The sequence below is a fragment of the Micromonospora sp. NPDC047548 genome (assembly GCF_040642975.1).
Lineage (GTDB): Bacteria > Actinomycetota > Actinomycetes > Mycobacteriales > Micromonosporaceae > Micromonospora.
Window position 1 is genome coordinate 38839 of record NZ_JBEYTI010000035.1, and the last position, 16116, is coordinate 54954.

21 protein-coding genes are annotated in these 16116 nt (G+C 71.1%); 20 read left to right on the plus strand and 1 reads right to left on the minus strand.

Features of this window, described 5'->3' with window-relative positions:
• Nucleotides 1–11: 11 nt before the first annotated feature.
• The 17 genes from rplF (at nucleotide 12) to truA (ending at nucleotide 11310) form a co-directional block, all read left to right on the plus strand.
• Nucleotides 12–554, plus strand: a complete 543-nt coding sequence (gene rplF / locus ABZ807_RS25995) for a 50S ribosomal protein L6 (protein ID WP_357163117.1) — start codon at nucleotides 12–14, stop codon at nucleotides 552–554.
• Nucleotides 555–562: 8 nt separating this feature from the next.
• Complete coding sequence (gene rplR / locus ABZ807_RS26000; protein ID WP_357163163.1) at nucleotides 563–940, plus strand: 50S ribosomal protein L18; 378 nt, start codon at nucleotides 563–565, stop codon at nucleotides 938–940.
• A 33-nt stretch (nucleotides 941–973) separates the two neighbouring features.
• Nucleotides 974–1588, plus strand: coding sequence for a 30S ribosomal protein S5 (rpsE, locus tag ABZ807_RS26005; RefSeq protein ID WP_357163120.1), 615 nt, complete (start codon nucleotides 974–976; stop codon nucleotides 1586–1588).
• Entirely contained in the window at nucleotides 1588–1770 is a 183-nt protein-coding gene (gene rpmD, locus ABZ807_RS26010) for a 50S ribosomal protein L30 (protein ID WP_334488289.1), read from the plus strand. The genes rpsE and rpmD overlap by 1 nt, the downstream gene beginning before the upstream one ends.
• Nucleotides 1770–2213, plus strand: a complete 444-nt coding sequence (rplO, locus tag ABZ807_RS26015) for a 50S ribosomal protein L15 (protein ID WP_357163125.1) — start codon at nucleotides 1770–1772, stop codon at nucleotides 2211–2213. Before rpmD ends, rplO begins: the two co-directional genes overlap by 1 nt.
• Nucleotides 2214–2446: 233 nt before the next feature.
• On the plus strand, nucleotides 2447–3775 hold the full coding sequence (gene secY / locus ABZ807_RS26020; RefSeq protein WP_357163128.1) for a preprotein translocase subunit SecY: 1329 nt from the start codon (nucleotides 2447–2449) through the stop codon (nucleotides 3773–3775).
• On the plus strand, nucleotides 3776–4429 hold the full coding sequence (locus ABZ807_RS26025; RefSeq protein WP_200206271.1) for an adenylate kinase: 654 nt from the start codon (nucleotides 3776–3778) through the stop codon (nucleotides 4427–4429).
• A gap of 94 nt (nucleotides 4430–4523) precedes the next feature.
• On the plus strand, nucleotides 4524–5375 hold the full coding sequence (gene map, locus ABZ807_RS26030; RefSeq protein ID WP_357163131.1) for a type I methionyl aminopeptidase: 852 nt from the start codon (nucleotides 4524–4526) through the stop codon (nucleotides 5373–5375).
• A gap of 149 nt (nucleotides 5376–5524) precedes the next feature.
• On the plus strand, nucleotides 5525–6133 hold the full coding sequence (locus tag ABZ807_RS26035) for a DUF1707 domain-containing protein (protein ID WP_357163134.1): 609 nt from the start codon (nucleotides 5525–5527) through the stop codon (nucleotides 6131–6133).
• Between the two features lie 305 nt (nucleotides 6134–6438).
• Entirely contained in the window at nucleotides 6439–6660 is a 222-nt protein-coding gene (gene infA, locus ABZ807_RS26040) for a translation initiation factor IF-1 (RefSeq protein ID WP_007073013.1), read from the plus strand.
• Between the two features lie 93 nt (nucleotides 6661–6753).
• A complete protein-coding gene (gene rpmJ / locus ABZ807_RS26045; protein ID WP_012184307.1) occupies nucleotides 6754–6867 on the plus strand; it encodes a 50S ribosomal protein L36 in 114 nt (37 codons plus the stop codon).
• A gap of 260 nt (nucleotides 6868–7127) precedes the next feature.
• Nucleotides 7128–7508 (plus strand): 30S ribosomal protein S13, encoded by a 381-nt coding sequence (gene rpsM, locus ABZ807_RS26050; RefSeq protein WP_130340099.1) that lies wholly within the window; start codon nucleotides 7128–7130, stop codon nucleotides 7506–7508.
• A 129-nt stretch (nucleotides 7509–7637) separates the two neighbouring features.
• Complete coding sequence (gene rpsK, locus ABZ807_RS26055; RefSeq protein WP_007073011.1) at nucleotides 7638–8045, plus strand: 30S ribosomal protein S11; 408 nt, start codon at nucleotides 7638–7640, stop codon at nucleotides 8043–8045.
• Between the two features lie 13 nt (nucleotides 8046–8058).
• Nucleotides 8059–8685, plus strand: coding sequence for a 30S ribosomal protein S4 (gene rpsD / locus ABZ807_RS26060; RefSeq protein WP_357163138.1), 627 nt, complete (start codon nucleotides 8059–8061; stop codon nucleotides 8683–8685).
• Nucleotides 8686–8781: 96 nt separating this feature from the next.
• On the plus strand, nucleotides 8782–9804 hold the full coding sequence (locus tag ABZ807_RS26065) for a DNA-directed RNA polymerase subunit alpha (RefSeq protein WP_007073009.1): 1023 nt from the start codon (nucleotides 8782–8784) through the stop codon (nucleotides 9802–9804).
• Between the two features lie 34 nt (nucleotides 9805–9838).
• A complete protein-coding gene (gene rplQ / locus ABZ807_RS26070; protein WP_357163142.1) occupies nucleotides 9839–10411 on the plus strand; it encodes a 50S ribosomal protein L17 in 573 nt (190 codons plus the stop codon).
• A gap of 68 nt (nucleotides 10412–10479) precedes the next feature.
• On the plus strand, nucleotides 10480–11310 hold the full coding sequence (gene truA, locus ABZ807_RS26075; protein ID WP_357163145.1) for a tRNA pseudouridine(38-40) synthase TruA: 831 nt from the start codon (nucleotides 10480–10482) through the stop codon (nucleotides 11308–11310).
• Nucleotides 11311–11411: 101 nt separating this feature from the next.
• Here the strand turns inward: truA and ABZ807_RS26080 are convergent, their stop codons facing one another.
• Nucleotides 11412–12509, minus strand: coding sequence for a hypothetical protein (locus ABZ807_RS26080; RefSeq protein WP_357163148.1), 1098 nt, complete (start codon nucleotides 12507–12509; stop codon nucleotides 11412–11414).
• Between the two features lie 125 nt (nucleotides 12510–12634).
• On the opposite strand from ABZ807_RS26080, the gene ABZ807_RS26085 reads away from it, so the two are divergent.
• The 3 genes from ABZ807_RS26085 (at nucleotide 12635) to ABZ807_RS26095 (ending at nucleotide 16022) form a co-directional block, all read left to right on the plus strand.
• Nucleotides 12635–13240 (plus strand): methyltransferase, encoded by a 606-nt coding sequence (locus tag ABZ807_RS26085; RefSeq protein WP_357163151.1) that lies wholly within the window; start codon nucleotides 12635–12637, stop codon nucleotides 13238–13240.
• 41 nt (nucleotides 13241–13281) lie between these two features.
• A complete protein-coding gene (locus tag ABZ807_RS26090) occupies nucleotides 13282–14961 on the plus strand; it encodes an ATP-binding cassette domain-containing protein (RefSeq protein ID WP_357163154.1) in 1680 nt (559 codons plus the stop codon).
• 98 nt (nucleotides 14962–15059) lie between these two features.
• A complete protein-coding gene (locus ABZ807_RS26095; protein ID WP_357163157.1) occupies nucleotides 15060–16022 on the plus strand; it encodes an aldo/keto reductase in 963 nt (320 codons plus the stop codon).
• Nucleotides 16023–16116 lie beyond the last annotated feature (94 nt).

Here is a 16116-nt window from a genome sequence, read left to right on the forward strand (position 1 = left end):
GACAGGTAGAAATGTCGCGTATTGGACGTAAGTCGATCCCGGTACCTTCCGGCGTCGACATCACGATCGAGGGCCAGACCGTCAAGGTCAAGGGCCCGAAGGGCGAGCTGTCGCACACGCTCGCCGAGCCGATCACGGCGGAGCGGGGCGAGGACGGCCAGCTGCACGTCAACCGGCCGAACGACGAGCGCAAGGCCAAGGAGCTGCACGGCCTGAGCCGTACCCTGGTCGCCAACATGATCGTCGGTGTGACCGAGGGCTACCGCAAGAGCCTGGAGATCGCCGGCACCGGTTACCGCGTCACCGCCAAGGGCAAGGACCTGGAGTTCGCGCTCGGGTTCTCGCACCCGGTGCTGGTCCCGGCCCCGGACGGCATCACCTTCACGGTGGAGAAGCCGACGCTGTTCCACGTGGCCGGCATCGACAAGCAGCAGGTCGGCGAGATCGCCGCCAACATCCGGAAGATCCGCCCGCCGGAGCCCTACAAGGGCAAGGGCGTGAAGTACCAGGGCGAGGTCATCCGCCGCAAGGCTGGAAAGGCAGGTAAGAAGTGAGCGCCACGCTGCTCAAGCGTCGCCGCGGCGTCGCCGCCAAGCGGGCCGTCGGGCGTGCGCGCCGGCACTTCCGGGTCCGCAAGAACGTCAGCGGCACCGCCGAGCGTCCCCGCCTGGTCGTCACCCGCTCCCTGCGGCACATCGTCGCCCAGATCGTGGACGACACCAAGGGTCACACCCTGGCGTCGGCCTCGACCCTGGACGGTTCGCTGCGCGGTACGGAGGGCGACAAGAGCGCCCTGGCCGGCAAGGTCGGCGCACTGCTCGCCGAGCGTGCCAAGGCCGCCGGCGTCTCGAAGGTCGTCTTCGACCGCGGTGGCAACCGGTACGCGGGGCGGGTCGCCGCGCTTGCCGACGCCGCCCGCGAAGCCGGGCTCGAGTTCTAGAAACCCCGTCACGAGAGATAAGGAAGGCTGCTGATGCCAGGTCAACAGCGCCGTGGCGGCGGGTCCGGTGGCAACGAGGGTGGTCGCCGCGACAACCGCCGTGAGGGCGGCCGCGGAAACGCGCCCGTCGAGAAGACCCCGCACCTCGAGCGGGTCGTCGCGATCAACCGCGTCGCCAAGGTCGTGAAGGGTGGTCGTCGCTTCAGCTTCACCGCCCTGGTGATCGTGGGCGACGGCGACGGCACCGTCGGCGTGGGCTACGGAAAGGCCAAGGAGGTGCCCGCGGCGATCGCCAAGGGTGTCGAGGAGGCCAAGAAGCACTTCTTCAAGGTGCCGCGGATCGGCAAGTCGATCCCGCACCCGGTGCAGGGCGAGGACGCCGCCGGTGTGGTGCTGCTCAAGCCGGCCTCGGCCGGTACGGGTGTCATCGCCGGTGGGCCGGTGCGCGCCGTGCTGGAGTGCGCGGGCATCCACGACGTGCTCTCCAAGAGCCTCGGCTCGTCCAACCCGATCAACATCGTGCACGCCACGGTGGCGGCTCTGAAGGGCCTCGAGTCCCCGGAGCAGGTCGCGGCCCGTCGTGGTCTGCCGGTCGAGGATGTCGCGCCGGCGGCGATGCTGGCGTCGCGGGCGGGGGTGGCGTCCTGATGGCACGTCTCAAGGTCACCCAGCTCCGGTCCGAGATCGGGGCCAAGCACAACCAGCGTGAGTCGCTGCGTTCGCTCGGCCTGAAGCGGATCAACGACGTGGTGGTCAAGGAGGACCGGCCCGAGATTCGCGGCATGATCTTCGCGGTCAACCACCTCGTGAAGGTCGAGGAGGTCGAGTAATGACGATCAAGGTTCACCACCTGCGCCCGGCCCCGGGCGCCAAGACCGCGAAGACCCGGGTGGGTCGCGGTGAGGCGTCCAAGGGCAAGACCGCCGGTCGCGGTACCAAGGGCTCCAAGGCCCGCAAGAACATCTCGGCGGCGTTCGAGGGTGGGCAGATGCCCATCCACATGCGCCTGCCGAAGATGAAGGGCTTCAAGAACAAGTTCAAGGTCGTCTTCCAGGTGGTCAACCTGGACCGGCTCGCCGAGCTCTTCCCGAACGGCGGCCAGGTCGGCCCGCAGGAGCTGGTCGACGCCGGCGCGGTCCGCAAGGGCCAGCCGGTCAAGGTCCTCGGCACCGGCGACCTCGGCGGTGTGGCTCTCCAGGTCTCGGCGCACGCGTTCAGCGCGTCGGCCAAGGAGAAGATCGCCGCCGCCGGTGGCTCCGCCACCGAGCTGTAGGGCACGAACCATGGCGCCCGCTCAGTTGTCTGCAACTGGGCGGGCACCATGGTCTCCTGGGCCTGTGTGCGCCAGGTAACATCGGATTCGTTTTATGTAGCCGGGCACATCTGCCCGGACCGGGAGCGGGCTGTTAGAGTCCCTTCCCAGCTATGGATATCGGGCGCTCGCCCGGCACCCACCCCGCCCCGCCACGGATCACCGGCGGCCCGCCTCGCGCAGGAGGAAGAAAGTTGCTGTCCGCCTTTCTCAGTGCGTTCCGTACGCCTGACCTGCGCAAGAAGCTGCTGTTCACAGTAGGCATCATCGCGGTCTACCGGCTCGGCGCCACTCTGCCCAGCCCCGGCGTCTCGTACGGCAACGTGCAGAAGTGCCTCGAGATCATGCAGGGCCAGGGCACCGGCGTGCTCAACCTGCTGGACCTCTTCTCCGGGGGAGCGTTGCTGCAGCTCTCGGTCTTCGCGCTGGGCATCATGCCCTACATCACCGCGTCGATCATCCTGCAGCTGCTGACGGTGGTCATCCCGCGGCTGGAGCAGCTCCGCAAGGAGGGCCAGGCCGGCCAGGCGAAGATCACCCAGTACACCCGCTACCTGACCCTCGGCCTGGGCGTCCTCCAGTCGTCGGCCTTCGTGGCGCTGGCCCGCTCCGGGCAGCTGTTCCAGAACCGTTGCGACCAGTTCCCGATCGTGCCCGAGGGCACCGGCATCCCGAACTGGCTCACGCTGTCGGTCCTGGTCATGACGATGACCGCCGGCACCGGCATGGTGATGTGGCTCGGTGAGCTGATCACCGACCGCGGCGTCGGCAACGGCATGTCCGTCCTCATCTTCACCTCGATCGCCGCCCGGCTCCCCAGCGAGGGCTGGAAGATCAAGACCAGCGAGGGTTGGGGCAAGTTCGCCCTCGTCCTCGTTCTGGTCCTGCTGGTCATCACCGCGGTCTGCTTCATCGAGCAGGCGCAGCGCCGGATCCCGGTGCAGTACGCCAAGCGCATGATCGGCCGGCGGATGTACGGCGGCACCTCGACCTACATTCCGCTGAAGGTCAACCAGGCGGGTGTCATCCCGGTCATCTTCGCCTCCTCGCTGCTCTACCTGCCGACGCTGGCGCTCCAGTTCTTCGACCAGACCAACCCGGGCAAGACCCAGGCCTGGATCCAGAACCACATCGTGAAGGCGAGCGCGCCGGAGCACATCGCGATCTACTTCCTGTTGATCATCTTCTTCACGTACTTCTACGTGTCGATCACGTTCAACCCGACTGAGGTCGCGGACAACATGAAGAAGTACGGCGGCTTCGTGCCGGGCATCCGCCCCGGCAAGCCGACCGCCGAGTACCTCGACTTCATCCTCAGCCGGATCACCCTGCCGGGCGCGCTCTACCTGGGCATCATCGCGATCCTGCCGAACTTCTTCTTCATCTGGCTGAACAGCCAGCAGTTCCAGAACTTCCCGTTCGGCGGCACCGCTGTGCTCATCATGGTCGGCGTCGGTCTCGAGACCGTGAAGCAGATCGAGAGCCAACTCATGCAGCGGAACTACGAAGGGTTCCTGCGGTAGATGCGACTCGTTCTGGTTGGCCCGCCGGGCGCGGGCAAGGGCACACAGGCGGAGTTCATCGCCGCACACCTTTCGGTGCCGAAGATCTCGACCGGTGACATCTTCCGGGCGAACGTCTCGCAGGGTACGCCGCTGGGTGTTGAGGCCAAGCGGTACATGGACGCCGGCAAGTTGGTCCCCGACGAGGTCACCATCAACATGGTCCGGGACCGGCTCGCCGAGCCGGACGCCGCCGAGGGCTTCCTGCTCGACGGCTTCCCACGTACGACGCCGCAGGCCGCCGCGCTGGACAAGCTCCTCGCGGACCTCGGCACCGCGCTGGACCTGGTGCTGGAGCTGGTCGTCGACGACGACGAGGTGATCCGGCGGCTCTCCGGCCGGCGCACCTGCCGGGGCTGCGGCAAGATCTGGCACGTCGAGTTCGACGCCACGACCCGCGAGGGCATCTGCGACCGCTGCGGCGCCGAGCTGTTCCAGCGGGACGACGACAAGCCGGAGACCATAGCGGCCCGCCTGCGGGAGTACGCCGAGAAGACGGCGCCGCTGGTCGACTACTACGGCGCCCAGGGCAAGCTGGTCGGGATCGACGCCACCGGGCCGGTGGAGGACGTCACGGTCCGCGCCATCGACGCGCTGCGGTCGTACGGCGGCTGAGGTCCTGCCGGGATCCGGCGGATAGAGTGCGAACAGCGGGGTACGTGCGACGTGCCCCGCTGATCGCTGTCCGGCAACGAAAGGTAACCGCTCCATGCGCCGTCCCCAGCTGGACATCCAGCTGAAGACCCCCGACCAGGTCGAGAAGATGCGGGCCGCCGGCCTGGTGGTCGCCGAGGCCCTGCGTCGGATGCGGGAGGCCGTCGCGCCCGGGGTCAGCACCGCCGACCTGGACGCGATCGCCGAGTCGACGATCCGCGAGGCGGGGGCGACCCCCTCGTTCAAGGGCTACCACGGCTTCCCCGCCTCGATCTGCTCGTCGGTCAACGAGCAGGTGGTGCACGCCATCCCGTCGGCGCAGCAGGTGCTCCGCGACGGTGACCTGATCTCCATAGACTGCGGCGCGGTGCTGAACGGCTGGCACGGCGACGCGGCGATCACCGTCGGGGTGGGCGAGGTCGCCCCGGCGCTGCTGAAGATGGCCGAGGTGGCCGAGGACGCCATGTGGGCCGGGATCGCCGCCGCGGCGCGGGGCGCCGCCAGCGGCAGGGGCCGGCTGACCGACATCTCGCATGCGGTGGAGAACGCGGTCCGCAAGGGCGGCCGGTACGGCATCGTCGACGGCTACGGCGGGCACGGCATCGGCACCGAGATGCACCAGGACCCGCACGTGCTCAACCACGGCCGGCCGGGCAAGGGCCCACGCCTGGTGCCGGGCCTGGCGCTCGCCATCGAGCCGATGATCACCATGGGCTCGCCCCGCACCGTGGAGCTGGCCGACGGCTGGACCGTGGTCACCCGGGACCGGTCGATGGCGGTGCACGTGGAGCACTCGATGGCGCTGCTGCCCGACGGGGTCTGGGTGCTGACCGCGTTCGACGGCGGACGGGCCCGCCTGGGCGACCTGGTCACCTCCCGGCAGCCGGCGGGCTCACCGGCCGCCTGAACAACGGCCCGCCGAGGCGACCTTGACCGCATGCCCCCTGGCGGGTCCGCCGATCTTCGGGGCGGGGCCGGGGATGGGGCTGGAGCCGGTCACGAATGCGCGGCAGCCCAGGGCGGCGACGCTGGCGGGGCGGTGTCATGCTTGCCGGCATGGAAAGGCAGGGCGGGATGCGGGCGGCCGACACGGATCGGGCGGCGACGGCGGAACGGCTCCGGGTCGCGCTGGAGGAGGGCCGGCTCGACCTGCACGAGTACGACGAGCGCCTGCAACAGACGTACGGGGCGAAGACCTACGCGGAGCTGGACGCCGTACTGGCGGATCTGCCGGGGCCGGCCCCGGCTCAGCGCTCCGCCTTGGCGCCGCGGGAGCCCGCTGGCGTCCCGGCCGCCCCGGGCGGGCTCCAGCCCGGCCCGGACGGTTCCCCGGACGGTACGGCCGGGCCGGGCCGGGACGTGGCGGCCGGCGCGCCGGCCGGCGGCACCTCCGCCCGCTGGCTCGCCGAGGTGTGGGGCTCGTGGCTGCGGGTGGCCGCGATCCTCACCGCGATCTGGTTGATCTCCTCGGCCGGCAGTCGGGACCTGCTGTTCTACTGGCCGCTGTGGGCGCTCGGCCCGTGGGGCGCGGTGCTGCTCGTCCGTACCGCGGGCGGGTTCGCCACGGGAGCGCCCGGGCGGGACGTCGACCGGTGGGGCCGGCGCCGGGCGGAGCGTGCCGATCGGCGCCGGGCCCGGCGGGAGCACCGTCGGCGCGGGCGGTGACGGCCGGTCGATCCCGAGCGGCCCGGAGCCGACCGGCGGACGCGGCCGACGGCCGGCAATCGTCGGCGATGAGGGCGGTGGTGTCCGTTTTCCTCCGGGCGGGCGACGTCCCGGGTGGCCGGTTTGGCGACGGCCCGCACGCGGCGTAGACTTTCTGATCGGCGCACAGCGTCCACTCCGGCATGCCCACTACGCGCTTCGGTGGGAGTCGGAGCCGCGGCTGGCGCGGGCCCCCGATCTCGATCGGCGCCCGTGTAAGACGTTGTGGGCCGTCCGGAGTAACCGACGTCAGGACAGCGGAGGACATGCCGAAAAAAGACGGAGCCATCGAGATCGAGGGTCGGGTCATCGAGCCCCTGCCGAACGCTATGTTCCGGGTGGAGCTCGCGAACGGCCACAAGGTGCTGGCTCACATCAGCGGCAAGATGCGGCAGCACTACATCCGCATCCTGCCGGAGGACCGGGTCGTCGTCGAACTCTCGCCGTACGACCTGACCCGCGGGCGCATCGTCTACCGCTACAAGTAGTCCTGACGACGGCCGGGACGTCCCCGTGTCCGTCTTCGACGTCCGGCGCCGCGCCTTGTCGCGCCACCGGGCCAGATGGGAAGTAAGGCAACCGTGAAGGTCAAGCCGAGCGTCAAGAGGATCTGCAACAAGTGCCGGGTGATCCGTCGGCACGGCCGGGTCATGGTCATCTGCACCGACCCGCGCCACAAGCAGCGCCAGGGCTGAACCAGTCCCACCGGTCGTGACACGGCCGGTCGGATCGGTCCGGGCCGCAGATCCAGACAGCACATCACCAGCTCGTTCCAGCCGCGAGCGGTACGCAGCGCGTACTCAACGTGGTTGACCCCCGGTCGGAGGCCGGGGCCCGCTTGGGCACGACCGATCCCGGTCGCCGGCGCTGACAGCGTCGGAAGGACGGGACGGCCGGTAGCGGGGTGGGACGGGTCCACACCTCCGCCACAACATCACGAGGAGTACGCCCGCACATGGCACGTCTAGTCGGCGTGGACCTCCCCCGCGAGAAGCGGATGGAGATCGCGCTCACCTACATCTTCGGGGTCGGCCGTACCCGCGCCCTGGAGACGCTCGCCGCTACCGGCATCTCGCCGGACAAGCGCGCTCGGGACCTCACGGACGAGGAGCTGGTCCAGCTCCGCAACCACATCGAGGGCAACTACAAGGTAGAAGGCGACCTGCGCCGCGAGGTCGCCGCTGACATCCGCCGCAAGGTCGAGATCGGCTGCTACGCGGGTATCCGGCACCGCCGGGGCCTGCCCGTTCGTGGCCAGCGGACCAAGACCAACGCGCGGACCCGGAAGGGCCCGAAGCGGACCGTCGCCGGCAAGAAGAAGCCCGGCAAGAAGTAGTTCTTAAACCGGAATTCTGGTCGTTCTCCGCCGAGGTAGGCCGGGCTCCAACCGGAACCGGTGTCTACGAAATCAACGGGGCGAAGAGCCAGAACCCGATCGAGAACCAATACAGGAGCGCACAGACTTATGCCACCGAAGGCTCGTGCCGGAGCCGCCGTCAAGAAGGTCCGGCGCAAGGAACGCAAGAACGTCGCCCACGGGCAGGCGCACATCAAGAGCACCTTCAACAACACCATCGTGTCCATCACGGACCCGACCGGTGCGGTCATCTCCTGGGCCTCCGCCGGCCAGGTCGGTTTCAAGGGCTCGCGCAAGTCGACCCCGTTCGCCGCGCAGCTGGCCGCCGAGGCTGCCGCGCGTCGGGCGATGGAGCACGGCATGCGCAAGGTCGACGTGTTCGTCAAGGGCCCCGGCTCCGGCCGGGAGACCGCGATCCGTTCGCTGCAGGCCGTCGGGCTGGAGGTCGGGCAGATCTCCGACGTCACCCCGCAGCCGCACAACGGATGCCGTCCGCCGAAGCGTCGCCGGGTCTGAGAGGTAGAGAGAGATGGCTCGTTACACCGGTGCTGACTGCCGCCGTTGCCGGCGGGAGAAGATGAAGCTGTTCCTCAAGGGCAGCAAGTGCGATGGCCCGAAGTGCCCGTTCGAGTCCCGGCCGTTCCCGCCCGGACAGCACGGCCGCGGCCGCACCAAGGAGACGGAGTACCTGCTCCAGCTCCGTGAGAAGCAGAAGGCCCGCCGCGTCTACGGCGTGCTGGAGAAGCAGTTCCGCGGTTACTACGAGGAGGCCGTGGGCAAGCAGGCCAAGACCGGTGAGGTCCTCCTGCAGATCCTCGAGTCGCGGCTGGACAACGTGGTCTACCGGGCTGGCTACGCCAAGTCCCGGGACATGGCCCGCCAGCTGGTCAAGCACGGCCACTTCACCGTGAACGGCAAGAAGGTCGACATCCCGTCGTACCGCGTCAAGGAGCACGACATCATCGAGGTCCGGGGCAAGAGCAAGGAGCTCACCCCGTTCATCGTGGCGCAGGCCGAGGCCGGCTCCAGGAGCGTTCCGGCGTGGCTGGAGGCGATCCCGAGCCAGATGAAGGTTCTCGTGCACTCGCTCCCGGCCCGCCAGGTGATCGACACCCAGGTCCAGGAGCAGCTGATCGTCGAGCTCTACTCCAAGTAAGGGCTCGTTCGGTGGCCCGCCCCCCCGGGGCGGGCCACCGGAACAGTTCGTGTCGTGGGCGTCATATAGCGGGCGTCCCGGAAGAGAAGAGAAGAAATGCTCATCAGCCAGCGACCGTCTCTCTCCGAAGAGTCGATCAACGAGACCCGGTCCCGGTTCACCATCGAGCCGCTGGAGCCGGGCTTCGGCTACACCCTGGGCAACTCGCTGCGTCGTACGCTGCTGTCGTCCATCCCGGGTGCCGCGGTCACCTCGATCAAGATCGACGGTGTGCTGCACGAGTTCACCACGATCCCCGGGGTCAAGGAGGACGTGGTCGAGCTCGTCATGAACATCAAGGAGCTCTGCGTCAGCTCCGAGCACGACGAGCCGGTCAGCATGTACCTGCGCAAGCAGGGCCCGGGCGACGTGACCGCGGGCGACATCCAGCCTCCGGCCGGCGTCTCGGTGCACAACCCGGACCTGAAGCTCGCCACCCTGAACGGCAAGGGCCGGCTCGACATGGAGCTGACCGTCGAGCGGGGTCGGGGCTACGTCACGGCGGCGCAGAACAAGCAGGCCGGCGCCGAGATCGGCCGGATCCCGGTCGACTCGATCTACTCGCCGGTGCTCAAGGTGACGTACCGCGTCGAGGCGACTCGTGTCGAGCAGCGGACCGACTTCGACCGCCTGATCATCGACGTCGAGACCAAGCCGTCGATGGGCCCGCGTACCGCGCTGGCCTCGGCCGGGTCGACGCTGGTGGAGCTCTTCGGGCTGGCCCGGGAGCTGGACGAGACCGCCGAGGGCATCGACATCGGGCCGTCCCCGCAGGACGCCCAGCTCGCGGCGGACCTGGCCCTGCCGATCGAGGAGCTGGACCTGACCGTCCGCTCCTACAACTGCCTCAAGCGCGAGGGCATCAACTCCGTTGGTGAGCTCATCGGGCGCACCGAGGCCGACCTCCTCGACATCCGGAATTTCGGTCAGAAGTCGATCGACGAGGTCAAGATGAAGCTCGCCGGGATGGGTCTCGGGCTGAAGGACTCGGCCCCGAACTTCGACCCGGCGCACGTCGTGGACGCCTTCGGCGAGGCCGACTACGACACCGACGACTACCGCGAGACCGAGCAGCTCTAGTCCGCGCTGCCGCCACACCTGAGGAGCACCAAGCATGCCCACGCCCACCAAGGGCCCCCGCCTCGGCGGCAGCCCCGCGCACGAGCGGCTGATGCTGGCCAACCTGGCCACCGCGCTGTTCCAGCACGGCAAGATCCAGACCACCGAGACGAAGGCCCGGCGGCTGCGTCCGCTCGCCGAGCAGCTCATCACCAAGGCCAAGCGCGGTGACCTCGCGTCGCGCCGGCGGGTGCTGGGCGTCGTGAAGGACAAGGACGTGGTGTACGCCCTGTTCGACCAGATCGCGCCCCGGTACGCCAACCGCAACGGTGGCTACACCCGGATCGTGAAGACCGGTCCGCGCAAGGGTGACGCCGCTCCGATGGCCATCATCGAGCTGGTCGAGGAGCTGCAGGTCGCCGAGCCGAAGGCGAACAAGAAGACCGCCGCCCGCAAGGCCGCGCAGCAGGACAAGCTCGAGGCTCTCGCCCCGGCCGAGGAGACCCCGGAGTCGGCCCCGGCCGACCAGGACTCCGAGGCGCCGGTCTCGGCGGCGGGCGACACCGCCGAGGCGCGCGAGGACAGCGACCTCGCCACCGAGGAGAACAACGAGCAGAACAAGGCCTGATCAGGGTCTTCGTCGGGCCCGGCACCCCTCGCGGGGTGTCGGGCCCGCTGCGTGACGGGAGGTACGAGGTGGACGAGCGGACCCGGCTGCGGCTGGACGTCTCGTACGACGGCACCGGCTTCTCCGGCTGGGCCGCCCAGCCGACCCGGCGCACGGTCGCCGGGGTGCTGGTCGAGACCTTTGATCTGGTCCTCGGCGCGGGCACGGCGACCGGGCTGACCGTGGCCGGGCGCACCGACGCCGGGGTGCACGCCACCGGCCAGGTCTGCCACCTCGACCTGCCCACCGCCGTCTGGCGGGAGCACGACGGCCGGTTGCTGCGCCGGCTGGCCCGGCTGCTCCCCACCGACGTGCGGGTCCGCGCGATGAGCGAGGTGCCCGGCGACTTCGACGCCCGCTTCTCGGCGACCTTCCGCCGCTACGAGTACCGGGTGACCGACGCCCCGTGGGGCGCCGAGCCACTGCGCCGGCACGACACCCTCGCCTGGCCGAAGCCGCTGGACCTGGCCGCGCTGAACGCCGCCGCAGCCGGGCTGGTGGGGGAACACGACTTCGCCGCATACTGCCGGCGCAAGGAGAACGCCACCACGCTGCGCGAGGTGACCCGGCTGGACTGGCGGCGCGACCCGGACGGCATCCTCGTCGCCACCGTGCAGGCCGACGCGTTCTGCCAGGCGATGGTGCGCAGCCTGGTGGGCGCGATGCTGGTCGCCGGCGACGGCCGGCGGCCGGTCGAGTGGCCGGCGAGCCTGCTGAGCCGGCGGGAACGCTCCAGCGAGGTGACCGTCGCGGCGGCGCACGGGTTGACCCTGGTCGCGGTCGGCTACCCGGACGACCCGTCCGAGTACGCCCGCCACGCCGACCTCACCCGCCGCCTGCGGGTCCCCACCGAAGCCTGACCCGGGACCAAGGTCCGAGGGTTCTCGGCGGGGTCGGACCCGTGACGAGGCCCGGTCCACCGAACTCGGACCGGGCCTCGCGTTGCCGTCGACCGGCTGGCTCACTCGCCGGGCAGCTCCTGCGGGGTCGCGTTACCGCCGTTGGTGCCGTGCTGGGTGCCGGTGCCCTCGGTCGCCGTCGCGGTGGGCTGGACTGCCGTGCCTCCGGCGGCCCGGCGCCCGAGCACACCCTCGCCGAGGTGGAGCTCGACCATGTCGTAGATGATCTCGCGGAGTGCCGTGTCGCCGGTCGGCACGGCGCCGCCGTCGGCCCGGACGACCAGGCAGTAGGCGACGTAGTGGCCGCGTACCTGCCAGCCGACCCGGGCTGCGGCGGTGGTGACCGCCTCGGTGCCGTCACCGGCCGCCAGGCCGCGGAAGCGGCCCTGCCGCTCGTCGAGCAGCTGCCGGATCCGGTCCCGGACACGCTGCGCGCTGGCCTTGTCGGTCAGGTTGAACAGGCCGGCGGTGATCAGGTGCTCGCCGTCGGGGGAGCGCAGCGTGCCCCGGACCACCTGGCTGCACCCGAGCCGGACCAGCAGGTCGGCGATCTCGCCGGTGGCGGCCGCCGCGCAACTGCCGCCGGAGTGCGTCTTCAGCACGTCGTACGCGGGTCGTCCGTCGGCCACCACCAGCTTCATGCCGGGGAAGACCTCCCGGGCGGTCAGCGGCTGCTGGTCGGTGTCGCGGGAGTCGAGGTCACCGGCGGGCGGTTCGGCGACCGGGGCGGCGGTGGTGGGCTGCGGGGCCGCCGCGGTCGGGTCGTCGGCCGGGGAGCGGTCGACGAGCAGGGCCGCCGCGCCGAGACCGCAGAGCGCCAGCAGCACCAGCACGGCCGCGCCGCCGACGAGCACCTGCCAGAGCCGACCGCCGCCCCGCCCGGAGCCGGACCGGCGGGACCGGGGCGGGTCCAGCGGCTCGGTCGGGACGTACTCGTGGGGGAGGGTGGGTGGCGGTGGGATCTGGACGGACGAGCGGACCGGGATCGGCTCGGCGGCCGGAAGTGCCGGCCGGGTGGTCCGCGGCAGCGACGGGGTGGGGAAGCGGGACGGGGAGGGTCCGGCCGGCGCGGGCGGGCCGGGGGCGAACTCCGGCAGGTCCGACCCGGACCGCGGGTACTCCACGAAGGCGTCCTCATCGGACTCGTACCGATACACCATGCCGCCCAGAGTAGGGGCCATTGTCCCTTTAGGGGGTAATAATAGGAAATTCTGGCGCGGCGGGTCGGGGTCCTCCCGCCGAGGCGACCGCGAGCGGGTTCCGGGCCGGTGGGAGAATGCTTGACGTGACCGGTGACCACTACTTCACCTCTGAACCCACCGTCGCGGCGCAGCCGCGGGAGGTCGAGTTCTCCGTCGCCGGGCGCGACTACACCCTGGCCTCCGCCGGCGGGGTCTTCTCCGCCGACCGGCTCGACCCCGGCACCGCCGTCCTGCTGCGCAAGGCCGAGCTGCCGACCGCCACCACCGGCGGTGACCTGCTCGACGTCGGCTCGGGCTTCGGGCCGATCAGCTGCGTGCTGGCCACCACCGCGCCCGCCGCCACCGTCTGGGCGGTCGACGTCAACGCGCGGGCCCGCGCCCTCACCACCGAGAACGCCCGCCGGCTCGGCGCCGCCGACCGCGTCCGGGCGGTCGCCCCGGACGAGGTGCCGGCCGAGGTCACCTTCGCCCAGATCTGGTCCAACCCGCCGATCCGGATCGGCAAGGCCGAACTGCACGAGCTGCTGCGGCGTTGGCTGCCCCGGCTCGCCCCGGACGGCGCCGCCTGGCTGGTGGTGGCCCGCCACCTCGGCGGCGACTCGCTGCACCGCTGGCTGGTCGACGAGGGCTGGCAGGTCGAGCGGCACGCCAGCCAGAAGGGCTACCGGGTGTTGCGGGTCACCCGGTAATCGAGTGTCGCCCGCACCGGCCGCTCCGGCAGGATGCCGGCGTGGGATACGTGGACGTGGCAGGGGTCGGGCACATCCTGCCCGACGGCCGGGAACTCTTCACCGACGTGTCGTTCCGGGTCGGTGAGGGCGCAAAGGTCGCCCTGGTCGGCCCGAACGGCGCGGGCAAGACGACGCTGTTGCGGATGGTCGCCGACGACCTGCCGGTGAAGACCGGCGTCGTCGCCCGGGCCGGCGGCCTCGGCGTGATGCGGCAGTTCATCGGCATGATCGGGGACGACTCCACGCTCGCCGACCTGGCGCTCTCGCTCGCCCCGCCGGCGCTGCGCGACGCCGGCCGCCGGCTCGCCGAGACCGAGGCGGCCATGCGGTCGGCCGAGCTGCGCGGCAAGTACAGCACCGCCGCCGGGAAGGCCCAACTGGCGTACGCGGACGCGCTCGCCGCCTGGGGCGAGGCCGGCGGGTACGACGCCGAGGTGCTCTTCGACACGGTCGCCACCATCGTGCTCGACCTGCCCTGGGACGCCGCCCGGAAACGTCCGGTGCGGACCCTCTCCGGCGGCCAGCAGAAGCGCTTCGCCCTGGAACTGCTGCTGTGCGGCACCGAGGAGGTGCTGCTCCTCGACGAGCCGGACAACTTCCTCGACGTGCCCGGCAAACGCTGGCTGGAGGCCCGGCTGCGCGATTCGGCCAAGTCGGTGCTCTACGTCTCGCACGACCGGGAACTGCTGGCGCAGACCGCCGACCGGGTGGTCGCCGTCGAGGGCGGCGGCGCCTGGGTGCACCCGGCGGGCTTCGCCAGCTGGCACGCCGCGCGGGTGGCCCGGCACGCCCGCCTCGACGAGCTGCGCAAGCGGTGGGACGAGGAACACCAGAAGCTGCGCGAGCTGATGCTGATGTACAAGCAGAAGGCCGCGTACAACGCTGACATGGCCTCGCGGTACCAGTCGGCGCAGACCCGGCTGCGCAAGTTCGAGGAGGCCGGGCCGCCACCCGTACCCCCGAAGGACCAGGACATCCGGATGCGCCTGGCCGGCGGGCGGACCGGCAAGCGCGCGGTCATCTGCGACCAGCTGGAGCTCGACGGCCTGACCTACCCCTTCGACCTGGAGCTCTGGTACGGCGACCGGGTCGCCGTGCTCGGCGCCAACGGCACCGGCAAGTCGCACTTCCTGCGGTTGCTGGCCCGGGGCGGCACCGACCCGGACCCGGCCAGCGGCCCGGTCGACGGTGCCGCCGCGCTGGCCCCGGTGGCCCACGACGGCACGGTGCGCCTCGGCGCGCGGGTCCGGCCCGGCCACTTCTCGCAGACCCACGACCGGCCCGAGCTGGTGGCGAAGACCCTGGTCGACATCCTCTGGCGGGGCGACGAGCACCGGGCCGGGATGGACCGGCACGCGGCGATGGCGGCGCTCAGCCGGTACGAGCTGGCTGCCCAGGGCGACCAGCGCTTCGGCACCCTCTCCGGTGGGCAGCAGGCACGCTTCCTGGTGCTGCTGCTGGAGCTGTCCGGGGCGACCCTGTTGCTGCTCGACGAGCCGACGGACAACCTCGACCTCGCCTCCGCGGAGGCGCTGGAGGCGGGGCTGGCCGCGTTCGAGGGGACGGTGGTCGCGGTCACCCACGACCGCTGGTTCACCCGATCCTTCGGTCGGTTCGTGCTGTTCGGCGGCGACGGCGAGGTGGTGGAGACCCCGGAACCGGTGTGGGACGTGCGCTGACGGGCGGTGTGCTGGCGGTCTTGCGGACCGGCGGTGTCCGGGCGGGCGGTGTCCGGGCGGGCGGTCTTGCGGACCGGCGGCCCGCGGGCCGGCATAGGGTGGATCTCGTGACTGAGATGACCTACCGCCGGTTGGGCGACTCCGGACTCGTGGTGTCCGTGGTCGGCATCGGCTGCAACAACTTCGGCCGCAAGCTCGACCTCGACGGCACCCGGGCGGTGGTCGACGCCGCGCTCGACGCCGGAATCAACTTCTTCGACACCGCCGACATCTACGGCGAGCCGCAGGGCGCCTCCGAGGAACTGCTCGGCCAGGCGCTCAAGGGGCGCCGGGACGACGTGGTGGTGGCCACCAAGTTCGGCATGGACATGCACGGCATGAACGGGCCCGACCACGGTGCCCGGGGCGCCCGCCGCTACATTGCCCGGGCGGTGGAGGCGTCGCTGCGCCGGCTCGGCACCGACCACATCGACCTGTACCAGATGCACGAACCCGACCCGGGCACGCCGATCGACGAGACGCTGGCCGCCATGGACGACCTGGTGCATGCCGGCAAGGTGCGCTACCTCGGCAACTCCAACTTCGCCGGCTGGCAGATCGCCGACGCCGACTGGGTCGCCTCGTCCAACGGGCGGGCCCGGTTCGTCAGCGCCCAGAACCACTACAGCCTGCTGGAGCGGTCGGTCGAGACCGAGGTGATCCCCGCCTGCGAGCGGTTCGGCCTCGGCATGCTGCCGTTCTTCCCGCTCGCCAACGGCCTGCTCACCGGCAAGTACAAGCGCAACGAGGCGCCGCCCGCCGGCAGCCGGCTCGCCGGCGGCGGCCGGTACGCGCAGCGCCTCGCCGCCGCGGACTGGGACACCATCGAGGCGATCGAGGCGTACGCCGCCGAGCGGGGCCTGTCGATGCTCCAGGTGGCGATCGGCGGGCTGGCCGCCCGACCGGCGGTGACCTCGGTCATCGCCGGCGCCACCACCCCCGAGCAGGTACGCGACAACGCCGCAGCCGGCACCTGGCAGCCCACCGACGAGGACCTGGACGCTCTCGACGCCATCCTCTGAGTTGTCGTCGGGCCCGGGCGCGACCGCCCGGGCGCGCCCGGCGGCGGGCACCACACCGGAAAACCCCCCGCCCGGGGGCGCGGCGCCCCCCGCC

Bases quoted from the DNA above. Each gene is read 5' to 3' on its own strand.
- rplF (WP_357163117.1), top strand. From the start codon at position 12: ATGTCGCGTATTGGACGTAAGTCGATCCCGGTACCTTCCGGCGTCGAC.
- rpsE (WP_357163120.1), top strand. From the start codon at position 974: ATGCCAGGTCAACAGCGCCGTGGCGGCGGGTCCGGTGGCAACGAGGGT.
- rpmD (WP_334488289.1), top strand. From the start codon at position 1,588: ATGGCACGTCTCAAGGTCACCCAGCTCCGGTCCGAGATCGGGGCCAAG.
- rplO (WP_357163125.1), top strand. From the start codon at position 1,770: ATGACGATCAAGGTTCACCACCTGCGCCCGGCCCCGGGCGCCAAGACC.
- ABZ807_RS26025 (WP_200206271.1), top strand. From the start codon at position 3,776: ATGCGACTCGTTCTGGTTGGCCCGCCGGGCGCGGGCAAGGGCACACAG.
- map (WP_357163131.1), top strand. From the start codon at position 4,524: ATGCGCCGTCCCCAGCTGGACATCCAGCTGAAGACCCCCGACCAGGTC.
- ABZ807_RS26035 (WP_357163134.1), top strand. From the start codon at position 5,525: ATGGAAAGGCAGGGCGGGATGCGGGCGGCCGACACGGATCGGGCGGCG.
- infA (WP_007073013.1), top strand. From the start codon at position 6,439: ATGCCGAAAAAAGACGGAGCCATCGAGATCGAGGGTCGGGTCATCGAG.
- rpsM (WP_130340099.1), top strand. From the start codon at position 7,128: ATGGCACGTCTAGTCGGCGTGGACCTCCCCCGCGAGAAGCGGATGGAG.
- rpsK (WP_007073011.1), top strand. From the start codon at position 7,638: ATGCCACCGAAGGCTCGTGCCGGAGCCGCCGTCAAGAAGGTCCGGCGC.
- rpsD (WP_357163138.1), top strand. From the start codon at position 8,059: ATGGCTCGTTACACCGGTGCTGACTGCCGCCGTTGCCGGCGGGAGAAG.
- ABZ807_RS26065 (WP_007073009.1), top strand. From the start codon at position 8,782: ATGCTCATCAGCCAGCGACCGTCTCTCTCCGAAGAGTCGATCAACGAG.
- rplQ (WP_357163142.1), top strand. From the start codon at position 9,839: ATGCCCACGCCCACCAAGGGCCCCCGCCTCGGCGGCAGCCCCGCGCAC.
- ABZ807_RS26080 (WP_357163148.1), bottom strand. From the start codon at position 12,509: ATGGTGTATCGGTACGAGTCCGATGAGGACGCCTTCGTGGAGTACCCG.